Genomic DNA, 20,076 nt, shown 5'->3' on the forward strand with positions numbered 1-20,076 from the left:
GGTTCTACAATTTTTTAGTGGTGTGTAATGTTAAACGGACCTTTTTCCCCCTGGCCCTCTTTCACAGAGGAAGAAGCCGACGCTGTGCGCGATGTTCTGCTGTCCAATAAGGTCAATTACTGGACCGGGCAGGAAGGGCGTCAGTTTGAACGTGAGTTTGCCGAGTATGTCGGCATGGAATACGCCATTGCGCTTGCCAACGGTACGGTCGCACTTGATCTGGCGCTGAATGCGCTGGGCGTGGGTGCGGGAGATGAGGTGATTGTGACCTCGCGTACCTTCCTGGCGTCTGTTTCCAGCATCGTCAATGCCGGTGCCGTGCCGGTGTTTGCCGATGTGGATGCCGACAGCCAGAACATGACCGCTGACACCATTGCAGCCGTGATTACCCCGCGCACCCGAGCTGTTGTTTGTGTGCACCTGGCTGGTTGGCCCTGTGATATGGACCCGATCATGGTGCTGGCGCAGCAGCATGGACTGTATGTGATTGAGGATTGCGCCCAGGCGCATGGTGCTCGTTACAAGGGGCGCGCGGTTGGTTCAATCGGTCATGTGGGCTGCTGGTCGTTCTGTCAGGACAAGATCATGACCACCGGCGGTGAAGGTGGAATGGTCACCACCAACGACAGGGCGCTGTGGTCAAAAATGTGGTCGTTCAAGGATCATGGCAAAAGCTGGGAAGCGGTCTACGAGCGCGAGCACCCGCCGGGCTTTCGCTGGGTACATGAGTCTTTCGGCACCAACTGGCGCATGACCGAGATGCAGGCCGTGATTGGACGCATTCAGCTGGGCCGTATGCCGCAATGGCATGAAACCCGTCTGCGTTATGCGCAGCAGATCTGGCAAGCCGCCAGCCAGTTGCCCGGACTGCGCGTGCCCGAGGTGCCTGACGATATCGTTCATGCGGCTTATAAGTGCTATGTGTTTGTTGATGGTACTGCCGCGCAGCGTGATCGCATCATGCAGCAAATCCATGAGCGTGGGGTACCCTGTTTTTCAGGGTCATGCTCTGAGGTCTATCGTGAAAAGGCGTTTGATGGCACAGGGTGGCGTCCCGAAAAGCCCTTGCCTGTGGCGCATCGGCTGGGCGATACCAGCTTGATGTTTCTGGTGCATCCGACGCTGACTCAAGCCGAAATCGACAAAACCTGCGCGGTGCTGGCAGAAGTGATGTCAGCGCAGGCTTGAGCCCTTTGTGTGTGATCGTAATATGCAATAGTTCCGATTCTCACACAGTAGTGAGATCATGCTGGTCCATCGAGAATTGATATAAACAATCGGAATCGAGGTGTGCCGATGAATATGCGGCTGTGCGTGCTGTTAACCGCGTTACTGATGCTTCCATTGGACGCACAGGCCATGCAGATTTTTGTGAAAACGCTTACCGGGAAAACCATTGCACTGGAAGTGGAACCCAGCGATACCATTGACAATGTAAAGCAGAAAATTCAGGACAAGGAAGGTGTGCCCCCAGGCAGGCAGACGTTGATTTTTGCCGGTAAAACGCTGGACGACGGTCGGACTCTCAGTGATTACAACATTGAGAAAGAAAGTACATTACATCTGGTGTCTTCAGATACACAGCCTTCAGCAGTGCCGGTATTGGGTCTTGGGATAATTCCTATACTTGGATTTTTAATGTTTTTGGCTGGCCGTCGACGTCTTATTCAAAAGGAAAGATAATCGGGGTCAGAAGCAGCACGGTCAAACTGTACATGACGGATACCGGCAGTCCGGTCTTGAGGTAATCCTGCAGACGATAGCGGCCTGGTGAGTACACCATCAAGTGGGTTTGGTAGCCAAAGGGGATCAAAAAGCAGGCGCTGGCGCCATAGGCGACGGCCATGATGAAAGGCATCGGATCAGCATTGAATGCCTGTGCCGTAGACAGTGCGATCGGGAAGGCCAATGCCGCAGCCGCGTTGTTGGTGACGGTTTCCGTCATCAGCACTGTAAGCAGAAAAACACCAACAAACGCGGCGTAAACCCCGTAGCCGTTGAACAGATACTGCATTCCATCGGCCACCAGTGCCGCCGCACCTGAGGCCTCCATTCCTTTGGCGAGCGTGAGCGCTGAGCCGATCACCAGAAAGAGCTCAAACGGAAAGCGGCGTCGCATTTCGTTTATGCTGAGTAACCCGCTGATCAGAAACAGTGCCATCAGGCATAGCAACGATTCAAATAAACTCAAAATGCCCAAGCTTGCGCATACAATGGCAACAGCAAATCCGCCCAGTGCGGCCAGGCTTTGGTGCAGGCTTAATCGGGGCCGCTGCAGGGTGCCGCTCAGCAGGTGAAAGTTGCGGTCAAGGTTGTGGTGTTGGCTGAAATCACTGCCCACGGCCAGTAACAGGCTGTCTCCTACCTTCAAGGGGATGCGTCCCAGCTGCCCCTCCAACCGGCGTTCTCCACGCCTGATCCCAACGACGCCTGCGTTGAACAGGGTGCGAAAGTCCACTTCCTGCAGCGTGCGGTTCGCCAGTATGGATTCATGCGAGATAACCACTTCAACCAGGTTGCTGGTCAGCAACTCGTCCGCACTTTCCCCCAGCAGTCGTAACCCCGAAAAGCGCTGCAGTGTTTGCACTTTGTTGACCTCGCCGGTAAACACAAGCAGGTCGCACGCATGAATGATTTCGTCAGGGGTCACGGGGCTGATCAGCCGTCCGTCTCGTTCAATCTCGAGGAGATATAGCCCGTCCAGCTGCCGCATCGCGTTGGCTTCGATGGTTTTGCCGATCAAGGTAGACTCAGGCATCACCTCGGCAGACAAAAAATAGGGTAATGATTTCTGCTCTGTTGCGGTGTCATGTCGTGGCAGCCAGGATGAGCTGATCAGCAATGTGAAAATGCATACCAGCGCGACCGGGATGCCCACAAGGCTGAACTGAAACATGGATAGCTCCCCCAGTCCTGCGTTGGTGGCAAAAGAGCTGACCACCAGGTTGGTTGAAGTACCCACCAGTGTGGTAATGCCGCCGAAAATTGAAGCATAGGACAGGGGAATCAGTAAACGTGAAGGTGCAATGCGGGTTTGACGTGAAAGTGTGCCGAGAAACGATGCCACGATAGCTGTATTGTTGAGAAACGCCGATAGCAACGCCCCGGTTCCCATTAACTTGAGCAGTGCCGGTTTTTCACGTCCCGCCAGAATTTTGGCTGCAAGCAAGTCAAGCAGAGGTGAGCGTTCCAGTGTCAGTGAGACCAACAGCAGAAGAATCAGGGTAGCCAGGGCAGGGTTGGCAAAACTTGTCAGCATGACGGGCAATTCAACTAGCCCCGTAATCAGGAATGAGCCTGCCAGGGTCATGAATGCAATGGCCGGTTGCACACGTCCACTGGCCAGTATGGCCAGCAACAGTAAAATAGAACCCAATACCAGCCACGCCATTATGCATCCCTCGCAGCAGCATAGAACGAAAAATGCTATTGTATCAGCCCATTGCTGCCAGCGGCGATATGCATCAATAGATCAGATTTTGAGTACATTTTTGAGGAAGCGAATGTCTCTTACACATTTGAAGCGATTGGAAGCGGAAAGCATCCACATCATGCGCGAAGTGGTGGCTGAAGCGGAAAACCCGGTGATGCTCTATTCCATCGGCAAGGACAGCGCCGTGATGCTGCACCTGGCACAGAAAGCCTTCGCGCCTTCGTTACCGCCGTTTCCGTTGCTGCATGTGGATACCCGCTGGAAATTTCGTGAGATGTACGCGTTCCGGGATCAGATGGCCAAGAAGTTGGGTATGGATCTGATTGTCCATATCAACCCGGAGGGCGTTAAAAAGGATATCAACCCCTTTACCCATGGTTCTGCCCTGCATACCGACATCATGAAGACCGAAGGCCTTAAACAGGCCTTGGACAAATACGGTTTTGATGCAGCGTTTGGTGGTGCACGCCGCGATGAAGAAAAGTCCCGTGCCAAAGAGCGTATTTTCTCTTTCCGTACCGCCCAGCACCGTTGGGACCCAAAGGGCCAGCGGCCTGAGTTGTGGAAGCAGTACAATGCCCGCAAGCACAAGGGCGAGAGTATTCGTGTGTTTCCGCTCTCCAACTGGACTGAGCTTGATATCTGGCAGTACATCTACCTGGAAAATATCCCCATTGTACCGCTGTACTATGCGGCCGTGCGCCCGGTGGTGGAGCGTGATGGAGCCTTAATCATGGTGGATGACGAGCGTATGCCGCTGAAGCAGGACGAGGTGCCGATGATGCGCAAGGTGCGCTTCCGTACACTGGGTTGCTACCCCCTGACGGGTGCGGTTGAGTCTGAGGCGGATACTTTGCCTGCGATTATTCAGGAGATGTTGCTGACGAAAACGTCAGAGCGTCAGGGCCGTGTGATCGACCATGATTCGGCTGCTTCCATGGAGAAGAAAAAGCAGGAGGGTTATTTCTGATGGCGCATGTTTCAGACTTGATCAGCCGCGATATTGAACAGTACCTCAAACAGCATGAGAACAAGGGTCTGCTGCGTTTCATCACCTGCGGCAGCGTGGATGACGGCAAGAGTACGCTGATTGGCCGTCTGCTGTTCGATTCCAAGATGTTGTTTGAAGACCAGCTTTCGGCGATTGAAGCCGACTCCAAAAAGTATGGTACCCAAGGTGAAGAGATCGACTTTGCACTGTTAGTGGATGGTTTGGCTGCCGAGCGTGAACAAGGCATCACCATTGATGTGGCGTATCGTTTTTTTTCAACCGATCGGCGCAAGTTTATCGTTGCCGATACCCCTGGGCATGAGCAGTACACCCGCAACATGGTGACAGGTGCCTCTACGGCTGATGCTGCCATTCTGATGGTTGATGCGCGCAAAGGTATTTTGACACAGACTCGCCGTCACAGCTTTCTGATGTCGCTGATTGGCATTCGCAACATTGTGGTCGCAATCAACAAGATGGACTTGATGGATTATTCCGAGCAGGTCTTCAACAGGATACGTGACGAATACCGTGAATTTGCCGGCCAGCTCGGTCTGGATAACATTACGTTTATCCCCATGTCGGCATTGAAGGGTGACAACATTACCGCACACAGCGATAACACGCCCTGGTATCACGGCACGACGCTTATGGGGTATTTGGAAACCGTTGAGGTGGATGATGACCGGCTTCAGCGTAACCCCTTCCGTATGCCGGTGCAGTGGGTTAACCGCCCCAATCTGGATTTTCGCGGCTTTGCCGGTACGCTGGCCAGTGGTGTGGTTCGCCGGGGAGACGAGATTCGTGTGCAGCCCTCTGGCAAGACCAGCCGCATTGCCAGTATTTATACCTACGATGGCGAGCTGGATGAAGCGGTGGCCGGGCAGTCGGTTACACTTACGCTGACCGATGAGATCGATATTTCACGTGGGGATGTGATCTCGGGTATCGATCAGCCGGCACAAACAGCCGATCAGTTTGAAACCAGCATTGTCTGGATGCATGAAGAGCCGATGCTGCCGGGGCGACCCTATCTGTTGAAGATTGGCACGCGTACCGTGACAGCCACCATCACCGATATCAAATACCAGGTGAATGTGAACACGCTGGAACATATGGCCGCCAAAAAGCTTGAACTGAACGGTATCGGTATCTGCAATATCAGTCTGGATCGTGCCATCGCGTTCGACCCCTACACAGAGAATCAGGACACCGGCGGTTTTATCCTTATCGACCGCATGAACAACAACACTGTTGCTGCCGGGATGATCCACTTTGCCCTGCGTCGCAGTCAGAATATTCACATGCAGCATGTGGATGTGGATAAAGCGACGAGAGCTCGGGCCAAAAACCAGCAGCCCTGTGTGTTGTGGTTTACGGGGTTGTCCGGCGCGGGCAAGTCAACCATTGCGAATAAAGTGGAGAAAAAGCTCCACGCGCTGGGGCACCACACGTACTTGCTGGATGGGGATAACGTTCGTCATGGCTTGAACAAGGATCTTGGCTTCACCGATGCCGACCGGGTGGAGAATATCCGGCGTGTCGCGGAGGTTTCGAAGCTGATGGCAGATGCGGGGCTGATTGTGTTGAGTGCCTTTATCTCCCCGTTCCGTTCTGAGCGTGCCATGGCGCGCGGCATGGTGGAGGACGGTGAGTTTGTTGAAATCTTTGTCGATGCACCTTTGGATGTGGCGGAGGGCCGTGATCCGAAAGGACTGTACAAGAAAGCGCGCCGCGGTGAGCTGAAAAATTTTACGGGCATTGATTCTGCATATGAAATCCCGGAAGCGCCGGAAATTACCCTTGATACCACCCGGTATACGCCGGATGAAGCGGCGGATCAGGTGATTCTGCACCTGCAGGAATGTGGTATCGTTCCCGCCACTTAAGTGACTTCTGAAAGATTTAAGGGATAGATTAATGACCGACATCGCTTTGTCAGAGCTGCTGGACCAGGTCGAACAGATTGCGCTTGAAGCCGGCAATGCCATTCTGGAGATCTATGGCCGCGAGTTCACAGTGGAGGAAAAGGAAGACAAAACCCCGCTGACGGAAGCAGACAAGGCTGCCAACAGCATTATTCTTGCCGGGCTCGAGGCGCTTCCAGTCGACATTCCCGTGCTAACCGAAGAGGCTGTTGAGGCTTTCACCGGAGCGGATAGACAAGGGCGTTACTGGCTGGTTGATCCGCTGGATGGAACCAAAGAGTTCATCAAGCGTAATGGAGAGTTCACGGTCAATATTGCGTTGATCGAGCAGGGGCAGCCGATACTGGGTGTCGTGTTTGCCCCGGCACTGAATGTAACCTATCTGGGCGCCGAAAACGTGGGTGCGTTCAAGGTTGATGGGGCAGGTGAGCGGCAACCGATCAAGGTCGTTGAGCATCAGGCGGGTTCGCCCTGGCGCGTGGTGGGTAGCCGTTCTCACGCCAGTCAGGACACGCTGGACTGGCTTAAGGCGCTGGGCGATTATGAGCTGGTGCCTATGGGCAGCTCACTTAAAATTTGTTTGGTAGCCGAGGGCGTGGCTGATGTTTATCCTCGCCTTGGACCAACGTGCCTTTGGGATACCGGGGCGGCCCACGCTGTGGTGAATGCGGCCGGTGGACGCCTTACAACCCTGGACGGCGCTCACCTGGACTACGGCTCGCCCGAGACAGTCCTGAATCCCTGGTTTGTTGTGTGTGCAGCGCCGATAAGCTCCACCCTGCAGTGATCCCAACGATACGTTTTCTTTATTCTGCCTGTAAGGAACCCCGATGATTCTGGTAACGGGAGGAGCGGGTTACATCGGCTCACATACAACCCTCGACTTGCTTCGGGCTGGGCATGAAGTTGTGGTGCTTGACAACCTGGCCTGCAGTTCAAAATTGTCTTTGGCACGTGTAGAGGCGCTCACGGGAAGCCGTATACCTTTTATAGAAGGTGATATCTGTGACCCGGCTGTTTTGAGCAGTGTTTTTTCTCAATTTCCCGTGACTGCTGTCATTCACTTTGCAGGCCTTAAAGCCGTTGGCGAGAGTGTTGATCGGCCGCTGTATTATTATGAGAATAACGTGCTGGGTACGATTAATCTTTGCCGAGCCATGAGTGATGCAGGGGTTTTTAAAATAGTATTCAGCTCTTCTGCAGCCGTTTATAGCCCTGCGAATGAAATGCCGGTCAGAGAAAATTCATTGACGGGTGGGGGAATCAGTCCCTATGGAAGAACCAAACTGTTTGTTGAGTCTCTGCTGCAGGATCTTGCTCATGCTGACCCTCGCTGGAAGATAGCCCTGCTACGTTATTTCAACCCTGTGGGCGCTCATGAAAGCGGTTTGATTGGAGAGGCCCCGTTAACGCGGCCGGAAAACCTTTTTCCCGCGATTATTGATGTGGCTCTGGGGCGGCGTCCGGAGTTGCTGATTCATGGCGCAGACTATCCTACACCTGACGGTACTGGAGTGCGTGATTTCATTCATGTGATGGACTTGGCACAGGGGCATCTGAAAGCTCTGGATAAAATAGACGCGACTTCGGGCGTACAAACATGGAACCTGGGGACCGGTATCGGCAGTAGCGTGTTGCAGTTGGTTCATGCGTTCGAGAGGGCCTCAGGTAAGCCAATCCCGTATCGGGTTGTTGGTCGCCGCAAAGGCGATTTGGCGACCTGTTGGGCTGATCCGTCAAAAGCAGGTGCTGAGCTGGGCTGGAAGGCGTGCAGGACCCTTGATGATATGGTGGCCGACGCCTGGCGTTGGCAGCAGCTTAACCCCAACGGATATTAATGGTGCTTTGGCATTCAATGAAGTCGACGGAATAGGCAAGTATGGATTCAATAGGTTTGCACTCACGGTCCGTTCACTATCGTGTGTTGACGCTGGGACGCCGGTATAAAAAAGCGCTGATGGTATTGGCGGATTTTATCGCCTTGCCTGTAGCCCTGTGGTCGGCGTATGCACTGCGCCTTACACAGTGGTGGCCAGTGGATTACCTGCAGCCTGTCTGGTGGCTGTTTATTGCTACGCCCATTGCCGGCCTTGTCATCTTCACACGGCTTGGCCTCTATCGGGCAGTGGTGCGTTTTATGGGCGCACAGGCCATTTGGGCAGTTGCCAAAGGGGTCATGATGTTGGCAGTGCTTATGTGGGCCTCTGCATATTTTTTTGAACTGCAGAAGTTTCCACGCTCAATCCCGATTAATTTTGCACTGGTGGCGCTGGTGTATGTTGGCGGTAGTCGTTTGTTTGTGCGCAACTACTACCATTGGTTAATTGGCCATTATATCAATAAAGACCCTGTTCTCATTTATGGAGCTGGCAATTCCGGTGCTCAGCTTTCCGCTGCGCTTTCTGCTGGAGGGGAGTATGTGCCGATAGGGTTTCTGGATGATGACCCTGCGGTAAGGAAAACAACCGTAGCGGGGCTGCCTGTTTATGCACCTTCTCAGGTAGGCGAATTGATAGAGCAGCGGAATGTTACGCATGTTCTGTTGGCGCTTCCTTCCGCCACGCGCTCTGAGCGTCGCCGTGTGCTCGAACAGTTGGCGAATCATGCTGTACACGTCAAAACAATACCTTCCATGCAGGAGCTGGTTTCAGGTGAGTCGCTTGAGTCTCTGCGAGATGTTGATCCTGAAGATCTGCTGGGCAGGGAAACCGTTCCCCCCGTAGAGAAATTAATTACCACCAGTATCACAGGTAAGGTTGTGTTGGTTACGGGGGCCGGCGGTTCCATCGGTTCAGAAATATGCCGTCAGGTCTTGCGCAATCAGCCCAAGGCATTGGTTCTGTACGAGCTGAGTGAGTTTGCGCTTTATAAAATTGTTCAGGAGTTGGAGTTAATTGCCAGGAATGAAGGGTTGGCAGTGCCTGTCTATCCCTTATTGGGCTCTGTGCTGGATCAAGTCCGTGTTGAACGGGTGATCAGCCATTTCGAGGTCAAAACCATATACCATGCAGCTGCCTACAAGCACGTGCCATTGGTTGAACATAATATTTTTGAAGGCGTGCGTAACAATGCCATGGGCACGAGAGTGCTGGCAACAGCAGCCCAAAAAGCGGGGGTTGAGCGCTTTGTATTGATATCAACGGACAAGGCTGTTCGTCCCACCAATGTAATGGGAGCTACAAAAAGGCTGGCTGAGCTGATCATTCAGAGTTTGGCCGTTGAGGGCAATGAAAACAATAAAGGCTCAACTGTATTTTCCATGGTGCGGTTCGGTAACGTTCTGGGGTCTTCCGGCTCGGTGGTGCCGCTTTTTAAACAGCAAATCCAGGCAGGGGGGCCGGTAACTGTTACGCATCCGGATATAACCCGCTTTTTCATGACGATTCCCGAGGCGGCTTCGCTGGTGATTCAGGCAGGATCAATGGCGGAAGGAGGGGATGTATTCGTTTTGGACATGGGAGAGCCAGTAAAAATTGTAGATTTGGCGCGCAGAATGATCCAGTTGATGGGCTATGAAGTGCGTTCTCACGAGTATCCTGAAGGTGATATTGCCATCGAGTTTACCGGTTTGCGCCCCGGCGAGAAACTGTTTGAAGAGCTGTTGATTGGTGAGCATGTAGTGGGAACCGAACATCCCAAAATCATGCGTGCGCATGAAGAACGTCTGACACAAGCACAATTGGAGCAGGTTATGCAGGGCATTGAAACGGCCATGCTGCAGGGTAATTGTGAGGCTGGCATTGAGTGGCTTGAGCAGGCAGTGATTGGGTTCACGCCTGCCACCTCGGTTGATTGGCTTAAAAAAGCGACCTCATGATGCGTTACAGGCTGCCCTGCGTTTGCGAATGGCGCCCATGATAAGGGCAACAAATATGCCGGCCATAACGCCCAAAATTGCAGAAAGCGACAAAATCAAACTCTTGCTGGGGGTCGTTGGAGTCTGATCGGTAACGACATTGCCACTGATAAAGTTGAGAGTTAATGAATCAGGAAATTGCTGGCTTTCAAGTTCGATCAGTTGGCTCTTCAGATCTATGATTTCTTCGCTGAAGTCACCGTCATTACTGCGTGCAGCAAGTATCTCTGCTTCTCTGTTATTGGACTGTGCGGCCAACATGGCCTCCAGCTCTCTGACCTGACTATCGGGGTAATGATCGGCCGGGCGGTTTTTAAGTTCTGTCAGTTCGGCCTGCAGCAGCCGGGTGCCTCTAAGGTATAAAGGGTCTGACAGGCTACGAATATCAGCGCTGATGACGACCTGTCCACGCACCTGGTTATTCAGCTGTGACAGGGAAACCGGTTCATCAAAATTCAGAGCTTTTGCAATCGTAAGGGCTTCCTGAAGGTTGATGATGCGGTCTCTTAAACGTGCGTCGTACAATTCCTTTTGTGCCTTGAGTTGATCCTGAAGTTTTATGATTTCAAGAGCGTGTTGTTCTTCCAGGCGCTTGATGCGTGATTGGCGCTTTTGCACCTCGGCTGTTTCCAGTGCTGTAATTTCTCGGTGGATACGAGCCTGCTCTTCTTGACGTAACTTATTGAAGTTTTTCCGTAATACGTCGACCAGGTACTGATTTGCCGTGTTTACATACTCGGTCAGCATTGCATCGGCGGTTGCCGCGGGAGATGCTGCAAGCGTAATACTGCCTGACTCAATTGCACTCGTTTTTTCGGTGTCGGGAATTTGCAGCTCAATCATGCTGTTCAACCGCGTGATCAGGTGGTTGCTGCTGGTATCGGTTGGCAGGTAGTCGTTTACTGTATCGCTGAGATTATCAATGAAGTACCGTTTGTACTCATTCGAATTCAGGGTTCTGAAGTACATATTGGTTAACTGGCTAGAGGTGAGGTCGTTGAGACCATAGAGCGCTTTGAGCGGGGCAGCGGTATGAGCCAGCGGTTGCTGAATTTGAGCAGTTGCTTTGTAAACGGGTGTTCCTGAAAAAGCATAGACAGCGCCAGCTACCACCGCCAAGGCTGTAATGATGGCAACTGTCCACTTGTGTTCCCAAATACTCTCCATGAGATCAAAGAGATCGATTTCGTCATTTGGGTAGTGATTGGCTGACTCAAGTCTGGAACTCATACTGCTGTTCTCCGGCTCTAAAAGTGACGCGCTATTTGTACTGATATTCTATTTATTGTTTGCAATACTTGATATTTTTTTGTTTTCAAGCCAAGACCATATAATAATTGGGGTCACGGCTGGTATGATAAGGGTATTGAATTGATAACCAATGGCAATTATTTCATTAATAAGGGGAAAGTCCACTTTCTGGGTGATGAAATCATGCATTAGCGCATTGCCGAAGAAAAGCTCTTTCATGGATTGAAATAAAGTGCCCATGACTATAATCGGATATAGTATGATAATGCCGATTATTATCTTTTTGAAAGTTTTTTCATCTGATGATGCCAACAACAAGGAAACGATGAAAGGTAGAGAGTAGGACAAAACTTTAGGGTTTATTTGATACGCGATTTGATTGCCTGCTTCTTTTGCAGACATGATCATACCATTGAGTTCACCCAGCTTGGTGATTAATACAATATTACCTTTATGTAACTTCAAGCTATCGAAAACATCGGGTAGTATGGACTCAAGAGCCAGGCTTGAGATTAATATTGCCGGTTGTATGATGAGGTCATGGAGCAGGTACCAGAAAACAAAGCTACAGCTCATCCAAAATATTACAGCAACGAAGAACTTTTTCAGGTTAAACTGTGCAGGTTCATGACTCATGCTGAGGCTCCTCTTGACTGTGTGCCTTGGGCAAGAATCGTAGCCAGATCAGGAATACAATCAGTACATCAAGCATGATTACGACTGGCCAAATGTATAGGTGCGCCCATTCAAAAATATCAATATTCCATTGCCCAATATAAAAAAGACTTATAATTCGGCCAAGGTTGAATATTTGTATGAAAATAAAACCGAAAAATATGGCGTATATTTTATGCTTTATCGAAGCGGGAAATGCGATAACGGCTGCTGCGAGAACTATGATTGCCTCTACACCGTTACAGCCAGGTTCAATTGATACAGCAAAGCCGTTCTCCGTGCTTTGAATTATTTTCCCGTAGGATATGACATTTTCGTCAAACAATCGGATAAGGGTCGCACTGATGTCGGCAATCAAGCTGGTAAAAGGGGTGATTACATGTACCTGAACAGGGTTCAGCAGCTCTATTGTGAACAGTGATACAAGCAAAACAAAAAATATGGTTCCAAATCTAAGCATGCCATGAAGCTCCAATCATCCTGATTATAAATGTAAGCCGGCTTATTAAACCGGCTTCATCTATGCTTGTCTAATCCGCGTATGCATCCAGAGGTATACAACTGCAGAACAGATTGCGGTCGCCGTAGACGTTGTCGATGCGGTTGACCGTGGGCCACAGCTTGGATTCCTTCAGCCAGCTGGCCGGAAAGGCTGCCTGCTCGCGGCTGTAGGGGCGGTTCCAGTCCGGGTCGATCAGGTCGGCCTGAGTGTGTGGAGCATTTTTCAACGGGTTGTTGTCCGCGTCCAGCTCACCCGCTTCCACCAGCGCGATCTCCTCACGAATCTTCACCATCGCTTCAATGAAGCGGTCCAGCTCGGCCTTGGATTCGGACTCGGTCGGCTCGATCATCAGCGTACCGGGTACCGGGAAGGACATGGTCGGTGCATGGAATCCGAAGTCCATCAGGCGTTTGGCCACGTCTTCCTCGCTGATGCCGGAGCGCTCCTTGAGCGGGCGCAGGTCGATGATGCACTCGTGTGCCACGCGGTCGTTACGGCCCGAATACAGCACCGGGTAATGCGCCCCCAGTTTCTTCGCCAGATAGTTGGCGTTGAGAATGGCGTACTCGGTCGCCTGACGCAGGCCTTCTCCTCCCATCAGGGCGATATACACCCAGCTGATCGGCAGGATGCTGGCGCTGCCCCAGGGCGCAGCGGATACGGCCCCGTTTTCCGGGTAGGGGCCGTCAATGCCGACCACCGGGTGGTTGGCAACGAAGGGTGCCAGGTGTGCCTTGACGCCGATGGGACCCATGCCGGGACCACCGCCGCCGTGGGGAATACAGAAGGTTTTGTGCAGGTTCATGTGCGACACATCGGCACCGATGTCCGCCGGGCGGGTGATCGCCACCTGAGCGTTGAGGTTGGCGCCATCCATGTAGACCTGACCACCATTGGCGTGAATGATGTCACAGATATCGCGGACACCTTCCTCGTATACCCCGTGCGTGGAGGGGTAGGTGATCATCAGGCAGGACAGGTCTTCGGCGTGGGTCTCGGCCTTGCTGCGCAGATCGTTGATATCCACGTTGCCCTTATCGTCGCAGTTGACCAGTACCACTTTCATGTCCGCCAGCGCGGCCGAGGCCGGGTTGGTGCCATGAGCGGAGGTAGGGATGAGGCAGATATTGCGATGGCCCTGACCCTGTGACTGGTGGTAGTTGCGAATCGCCAGCAGGCCCGCATATTCCCCCTGAGCGCCGGAGTTGGGCTGCATGCAGATGGCATCGAAGCCGGTGACGGCCTTGAGCATGGTTTCCAGCGAATCGATCAGTGTTTTGTAGCCCTGTGCCTGCTCCACCGGCACGAAGGGGTGCAGGGCGCCGAACTCGGGCCAGGTGACCGGGATCATCTCGGCGGTGGCGTTGAGCTTCATAGTGCAGGAACCCAGCGCGATCATGCTGTGGGCCAGCGATAGGTCCTTGTTCTCCAGCCGCTTGAGGTAGCGCAGCATTTCGGTTTCGCTGTGGTACTCGTTGAATATCGGATGGGTCAGGAAGGCTGAGGTGCGTTCCAGTCCGGCAGGAATACTATCGGAGCCGTTGCTCACCAGTTCTGCATCCAGTGCGCCGATATTTAGGCCATGATCAGCGCCCAGCAGAGCGATCCACAGGGCCTCAATTTCATTGCGGTCCGTGCGTTCATCCAGACTGATACACAGTCGATCATCCCCCAGTTTTCGCAGGTTGAAGCCTGCAGCCTGAGCGGACTCATACAGTGCATCGCGCTGGTCGCCGGCTTCAACACTGAGGGTGTCGAACCAGCTGTCATGTACTAGCTTCAGACCTTTTTGCTGCAGGCCTGTTGCAAGCAGGTCGGTCAGACGGTGGATGCGACCGGCAATAGTCTTCAGCCCTTCAGGGCCGTGATAGATGGCGTAAAAGGCGGCCATGTTTGCCAGCAGTACCTGAGCGGTACAGATGTTGGAAGTCGCCTTTTCACGGCGGATGTGCTGCTCGCGGGTCTGCATCGCCATACGCAACGCCGGCTTGCCGCGGGTGTCCACCGACACACCGATGATGCGGCCGGGCACCGAGCGCTTGTACTCGTCACGGGTGGCAAAGAAGGCGGCGTGTGGGCCACCGTAACCCATGGGAACACCGAAGCGCTGGGCAGAGCCGAACACCACATCGGCACCCATTTCGCCCGGCGATTTCAGCAGTACCAGGCTGAGCAGATCGGCGGCGGCGCAGACCAGTGCCTTCTGTGCGTGGGCCTTTTCTATTAGTGCCGAGAAATCGCGCACCACACCGCTGGTGCCGGGGTACTGAACCACTGCGCCAAAGGCTTCATGCTGATCCAGCAGGGCCTCCACATCACCGACGATAACCTCATAGCCCAGCGGCTCGGCACGGGTCTGAATCACGCTGATGGTCTGAGGGTGCAGTTCTTCATCGACTAGAAATACATTGGCGCGCTTGGCCTTGCTCATGCGCTTGCACAGGGTCATCGCTTCGGCGGCGGCAGTGGCTTCATCCAGCAGGGAGGCGTTGGCCAGATCCAGTCCGGTCAGATCCAGTACCATCTGCTGGTAGTTCAGAATCGCTTCCAGACGGCCCTGCGACACTTCTGGCTGATAGGGGGTGTAGGCGGTATACCAGCCCGGATTTTCCAGCACGTTGCGTAGAATGACATTGGGCGTGAGTGTGTCGTGGTAACCCATACCGATCAGCGAGCGCTTGATTTGGTTCTGGCCTGCAATCGCTTTCAACTCAGCCAGTACCTGAGCTTCGGTCTTCGGTGTATCCAGTGCAATCGGCTGCTTGACGCGAATGCTCCCGGGCACGGTTTCATCGATCAGTGCCGCAAGGCTGTCAACGCCCAGCTCTGCCAGCATGGCGGCGGCTTCGTCTGCTGAAGGGCCGATATGACGGCCGATAAAGGCATCCCGCTGTTCAAGGGCATGCAGCGGGCGCAAAGACAGTTCACTCATGGCAGATCGATCCCGAATTGTTCATCAAATGGGCGCTATTCTAGCAGGGAAGAGGGGAGCGGCGCAGCAGAACTCTGGTCGTAAGAGAGGCAGGGCACAGGTCGTGTTATCAGCGGAAGGTTATTCACAAGCATGAAAAAAGCCGGCGTTGCCGGCTTTGAAGGGGAGGTGCGATGCTTAGAATTGAACGTTTATACCGATATAGGCTGAACGCCCCATACCCGGTACTGCGATGCCCCAGGGGATACCATTGATTGACATGGTACGCCCCTGACCGGTGTATGCACCGCCGGTTGGGAGCGCATAGCTGCGATCAAACAGGTTTTCGACGCCAAGGTCGAGCCGCACCTGATTCCAGCTGTGGCTGGAGCGCAGGTTGAGCAGGCTGTAACCGGAGGTGTCAATCTCATTGCGTACATCTGAACCGTCTTTCTTGGAGTCCACAACAACCCATTCCACTGCGTTGTCCCAGCCAGCTTTTTGGTGAGTCAAGGTGAAGCGGCCGTTCAAAGGCATGACGTTATACAGTGCATCGCCGGTATCGCGGTTTTCGCCGTTGGTATAGTTGATGACGCCCTTGAAGCCCCATTGACCCCATGCATTACTGCCTAGCGGTACCTGTGCAGACAGGTCGATACCGTAGAGTCTGGCCGACTGATTCGCGTACTGGAGTACGTTGAACTGATCATCACCCCAGGCCGGCAGGGCAACAGCATCAATATAGTTATCGACGTGGGTGTAGAAGGGGGTTGCCGTTACATTCCAGCTGCGATCAGCTGCGTGCCAGTCAAAGGTGGTCGACAGGGTATAGGCTGTTTCCGGTTCGAGGTTTACATCACCCACATAACCGTTGCCGTCACCGACAAAGTTGTTCATGGTGGCGGCCATGGCCCAGCTGGACCAGGTGTAGCGCTCGTACAGGTTGGGAGAGCGTACCTTGCGCGCCAGTCCCATTTCGATATCCAGCTGGTCGCTGTATTGGTAGCGAGCGAGCGCCGTCACATCGATATTGTCATCGGTTTGTGAGCGATCCTGTGCATTGAAGGCCGCGGATTCAGCCCCCTGATTTGCCATCATGCTGTAGCCATGCACTTCGTCTGCGTCCATGCGAACACGCTCATAGCGAACACCCATCAGAGTGGTCCAGCGCGCATCATGCTTAGACTCAAGCTCTGCAAAAAGGGCTGCACGGTCACGTTGACCATTGTTGATGTTAAGGAAAGTGTCAGGGCCCATGCCACCACCGGAGGCTGTCCAGTAGTCGTCGAGGCGATAGCGCTGCAGTTCAGTACCAACGCGCAGCAGACGGTCTGAATTTAGATTGATATCGGCTTTCAGGCCCAGGCCGGTGTTTTCACTTTCAGAGTACATCGGCATCCCTGCGGCACATGTATTCATCATGCCATCGACCATAAAGCCAATTGGGCTGCAAGGTACGCCAACTGTTGGGTCGGGCGTGTTGGAGAGAGCGCCGTACCAAAAACGTTTATCCGCACCAAAATCCATAAAGTGATCAACGGTTTCATGGTATGCGGCTGCTTCCATGACCCCCCAGTTGAAATTACGCGTCCATGTAAGGTTCGCAAGCTTTTGGGTGTTTTCCAACAGATCCATGCGCTGATTGGGATACAGCTGCTCTGGCATGTCCTGGTAGCTGAACCGGGACTCGAACACATTGTCCCCGGCCTTGAAGGCAAGCCCCAATGCGTGGTTCTGCGTTTCGTAAGCGGTCGAGCCAACTTCATCAAGGCTCAATGTATGATCCAGGGTGCCGGTTTCGACAAAATCCTTGAAGTCGGCACCTGCGGTATAATTGTCAGCCTTGCTCCACGAGCCACTGTAGTTGATGCTCAGGTCCTCAGTTGCATGAGTGGCACTGAGATGACCACCAACGGCGTCATTGTTGCTGCGATAAAAGGCGCCAACCTCTCCTTTGGTAATACTGTCATTGCCGGCGTGAGCAAACTCAGGCTCAGGTTTCTCGACAATGATGGTACCTCCAATGCTGTCACCACCCACACTGACAGGTGAGATGCCGGCATAGACTTTCATCAATCCAATGTTGCTCGGCTCAACGTATGACAGGGGCGGATTCATGTGGTTGGGGCAGGCCGCAATCAAGTCCATGCCATCCACCTTGATGCGTAGACGGTCGTCTGCAAGTCCACGAATCGAGGGCAAACTGGAAACACCACCGGCGCCGTTCAGGCTGACGCCAGGCATATCTCTGAGCAGGCTGGCACTATCATTGGTTGCGGCTCGAAGCATGTCAATCACCGCAGGAGACTGCTGTACAGAATGGTCCAGTACCTCTGGCGCGGGTTTGGTTACGATGAGCACTGACTCTGCTTGCCCAGGCTCTGCGCAAGCAGCATGAGAAAGTGAAGCACAGGCAATCGCAGTCAGCAGTTGACGTTGTTTGAACCGGGAGGCTGTGAAGGTGTTACTCATGATGTCTCCTGTGTATTCCCTGATGTGGGTCATGCCACAAGTTTCACCTTGTGGTGCGGCATGAGAGATGTCCATAAGGGCGAAAAATTGGAGCTATTCTAAGGGAATGCGACATACCTGACTTGAGACATAATGTCGCAGGAGCACCGGAGTCGGCATGATGATTATGTGGGCCATCACCGTAAAACCGGTGAAAACAGAATAGTGGGGATCTCGCGAAATAGTGGTGATGGATGATCGCATCACTTACACGGCGCTTTCTGCGCGATATATTTGTCAGGTGCCATGCGTAAGATCGATCAATGAGATTATTCTTATACAAACAGGTGTTCAACTGTATTAGAATAACTACATATTTTATTCAGGACTGCCCCCACTCAAGGAGTTTCTATGCACATTAGTCTGTTCGGCTCGATCAAAAACCTGCTTCGCATGCTTGTGGCGCTTTTTCTTCTGGTGGTTGTGGCCCTGACCGGCTTTGCCATGTATGGCCTCAAATACGAAGCGTTTCAGTTTGATGATAACTTCGACCGTCGCATGGTGCCGCTGTATCAGGTGGAGCGCATTGGCGGTTTGATGGGGGATATTCGTGCGCAGCTGCTGTTGAGTATTCAGCACCAGCCTGGGACTGAATTCGTCAAGGCCCACAACCATCCTACCAGTCTGCATACCAATCTGGTTCGTGACTACGAGCAGCAGGTTCGAACCCTGTGGCAGGCGTTTATGTCAGTCCACCACGGCGAAGAAGCAGCACAGTTGGCTCGCGCCTTTGAACAGGAGTTCGAGAAATTTTTTGAAAAAGGCGTGAGTCCGACTTTGGACCTGATTGAAAAGGGTAATTATGTGGGAGCCAACTGGCAGATTCTGCAACAGGTCAATCCACTCTTTGCCGCGGCTGACAAGGCGCGTGCCGACTTGAGTGACCGCAAGTTGAAGGGGGCGCAGGAAGCACGCGCTGAAATGAGTGCAACTGCCGGGTTGTTGAATATTCAATTACTGTCCGTCGGCGTTATTGGGCTGTTGTTGGCGTTTGGTTTTGCCCTCTTTGTTACGCGCCGTATCAACCGCGGCATGGATAATCTGGGCAGTATTGCCGACAACATGGCGGCCGGGGACTTCAGAGACCAGACATTGCCGTTTGCTTCGAATGAAGATGAGGTGGGGCGTATCACCCAGCGCTTCATCCAGACCCGCAACAGCCTTGCCCAATTGTCACGTGAAATTGGTCAGGTTGGTGAGTCTCTGAGTGAGCAGGCCGAGCGCGGGGCTGCCATGGCCGAGCAATCGCGCAGTGGCATTCAGGCACAAAAGGCTGAAACCGATCTGGTGGCAACTGCCATGTATGAGATGAACGCCACCGTGCATGACGTGGCCAAGAGTGCGGCAACCGCTGCCGAAAGCGCTACGGCAGCGGATGAGTCGGCTCACCATGGTCAGTCGGTGGTGACCGACAGCGTTGATGGTATGAACCATCTGGCATCCGAGGTTGAATCAGCCGCGCAGGTAATAGCGGAGCTGGCAGAAGATGCTCAGGCGATAGGCAAGGTTGTGGATGTGATTCGGGAGATCGCGGAACAGACCAATCTGTTGGCATTGAACGCAGCCATTGAGGCTGCTCGTGCCGGTGAGCAGGGGCGTGGCTTTGCGGTGGTGGCGGATGAGGTGCGCAGCCTGGCCGGCCGCACCCAAACGTCAACCACTGAAATTCATGACATGATCAGCCACCTGCAGGCGGCTGCGGTCAAGGCGGCCAAAGTGATGCAGCAGGGGCAGCAGCAGGCCAGTGATGGAGTGGAAAAGGCTGCGCGTGCCAATGAAGCGCTGGAGGCGATTATTCAGCAGATCATGCGAATGAATGATATGAATACTCAAATCGCCAGTGCTGCTGAAGAGCAGAGCTCAGTCGCCGATGAGATGAACCAGAACCTCACTCGCATCAATATGGCTGCGGATGAAACATCTACAGCGGCTGACAGTGTAGCGGCGACCAGTCAGGAGATTGCGGCGCTTGCCATGCAGTTGAAAAAGGCTGTCAGCAAGTTCCGGCACTAAGCCTG

General features: G+C 53.3%; 14 protein-coding genes. 8 read left to right on the forward strand and 6 right to left on the reverse strand.

Annotated features, from left to right (window positions below; translation table 11 throughout):
• Positions 1-27: 27 nt before the first annotated feature.
• Together BLV48_RS06480 and BLV48_RS06485 are read left to right on the forward strand one after the other, a co-directional pair.
• Positions 28-1,188, forward strand: coding sequence for a DegT/DnrJ/EryC1/StrS family aminotransferase (locus tag BLV48_RS06480; protein ID WP_091824830.1), 1,161 nt, complete (start codon positions 28-30; stop codon positions 1,186-1,188).
• 108 nt (positions 1,189-1,296) lie between these two features.
• Positions 1,297-1,683: a ubiquitin-like protein gene (locus BLV48_RS06485; protein ID WP_217632965.1), complete on the forward strand. Its 387-nt coding sequence runs from the start codon at positions 1,297-1,299 to the stop codon at positions 1,681-1,683.
• Here the strand turns inward: BLV48_RS06485 and BLV48_RS06490 are convergent.
• On the reverse strand, positions 1,664-3,391 hold the full coding sequence (locus BLV48_RS06490) for an SLC13 family permease (RefSeq protein ID WP_254774981.1): 1,728 nt from the start codon (positions 3,389-3,391) through the stop codon (positions 1,664-1,666). The two genes, BLV48_RS06485 and BLV48_RS06490, sit on opposite strands and share 20 nt — an antisense overlap.
• Positions 3,392-3,503: 112 nt before the next feature.
• Here BLV48_RS06490 and cysD point away from each other — a divergent pair, with 112 nt between their 5' ends.
• From cysD to BLV48_RS06515, 5 genes are all read left to right on the forward strand, one after another.
• Positions 3,504-4,403 carry a sulfate adenylyltransferase subunit CysD gene (cysD, locus tag BLV48_RS06495; protein WP_091824836.1) on the forward strand — a complete coding sequence of 300 codons (900 nt, stop codon included), beginning with the start codon at positions 3,504-3,506 and terminating at the stop codon, positions 4,401-4,403.
• Positions 4,403-6,313, forward strand: coding sequence for a sulfate adenylyltransferase subunit CysN (gene cysN / locus BLV48_RS06500; RefSeq protein WP_091824839.1), 1,911 nt, complete (start codon positions 4,403-4,405; stop codon positions 6,311-6,313). The genes cysD and cysN overlap by 1 nt, the downstream gene beginning before the upstream one ends.
• A gap of 31 nt (positions 6,314-6,344) precedes the next feature.
• Entirely contained in the window at positions 6,345-7,139 is a 795-nt protein-coding gene (gene cysQ / locus BLV48_RS06505; protein WP_175527604.1) for a 3'(2'),5'-bisphosphate nucleotidase CysQ, read from the forward strand.
• 43 nt (positions 7,140-7,182) lie between these two features.
• Positions 7,183-8,190 carry a UDP-glucose 4-epimerase GalE gene (gene galE, locus BLV48_RS06510; RefSeq protein WP_091824843.1) on the forward strand — a complete coding sequence of 336 codons (1,008 nt, stop codon included), beginning with the start codon at positions 7,183-7,185 and terminating at the stop codon, positions 8,188-8,190.
• 197 nt (positions 8,191-8,387) lie between these two features.
• The gene (locus BLV48_RS06515; RefSeq protein ID WP_254774982.1) at positions 8,388-10,169 is read left to right on the forward strand and encodes a polysaccharide biosynthesis protein; all 1,782 of its coding nucleotides are present in this window, start codon (positions 8,388-8,390) and stop codon (positions 10,167-10,169) included.
• On the opposite strand, the gene BLV48_RS06520 is transcribed toward BLV48_RS06515, so the two are convergent.
• The 5 genes from BLV48_RS06520 to BLV48_RS06540 form a co-directional block, all read right to left on the reverse strand.
• On the reverse strand, positions 10,164-11,438 hold the full coding sequence (locus BLV48_RS06520; RefSeq protein ID WP_091824846.1) for a Wzz/FepE/Etk N-terminal domain-containing protein: 1,275 nt from the start codon (positions 11,436-11,438) through the stop codon (positions 10,164-10,166). The genes BLV48_RS06515 and BLV48_RS06520 overlap by 6 nt on opposite strands.
• Positions 11,439-11,486: 48 nt before the next feature.
• Complete coding sequence (locus tag BLV48_RS06525) at positions 11,487-12,095, reverse strand: exosortase H-associated membrane protein (RefSeq protein ID WP_091824849.1); 609 nt, start codon at positions 12,093-12,095, stop codon at positions 11,487-11,489.
• Positions 12,085-12,594, reverse strand: coding sequence for an exosortase H (xrtH, locus tag BLV48_RS06530; RefSeq protein WP_091824852.1), 510 nt, complete (start codon positions 12,592-12,594; stop codon positions 12,085-12,087). Before xrtH ends, BLV48_RS06525 begins: the two co-directional genes overlap by 11 nt.
• A gap of 70 nt (positions 12,595-12,664) precedes the next feature.
• Positions 12,665-15,568 carry an aminomethyl-transferring glycine dehydrogenase gene (gcvP, locus tag BLV48_RS06535; RefSeq protein WP_091824855.1) on the reverse strand — a complete coding sequence of 968 codons (2,904 nt, stop codon included), beginning with the start codon at positions 15,566-15,568 and terminating at the stop codon, positions 12,665-12,667.
• A 177-nt stretch (positions 15,569-15,745) separates the two neighbouring features.
• Positions 15,746-18,019: a TonB-dependent receptor gene (locus tag BLV48_RS06540; RefSeq protein WP_091824858.1), complete on the reverse strand. Its 2,274-nt coding sequence runs from the start codon at positions 18,017-18,019 to the stop codon at positions 15,746-15,748.
• Positions 18,020-18,409: 390 nt separating this feature from the next.
• Between BLV48_RS06540 and BLV48_RS06545 the strand changes: the two genes are divergently transcribed.
• Positions 18,410-20,071: a methyl-accepting chemotaxis protein gene (locus BLV48_RS06545; protein WP_091824860.1), complete on the forward strand. Its 1,662-nt coding sequence runs from the start codon at positions 18,410-18,412 to the stop codon at positions 20,069-20,071.
• The last annotated feature ends 5 nt before the right edge of the window (positions 20,072-20,076 follow it).

The organism is Marinobacterium iners DSM 11526 (assembly GCF_900107855.1).
Classification (GTDB): Bacteria; Pseudomonadota; Gammaproteobacteria; order Pseudomonadales; family Balneatricaceae; genus Marinobacterium; species Marinobacterium iners.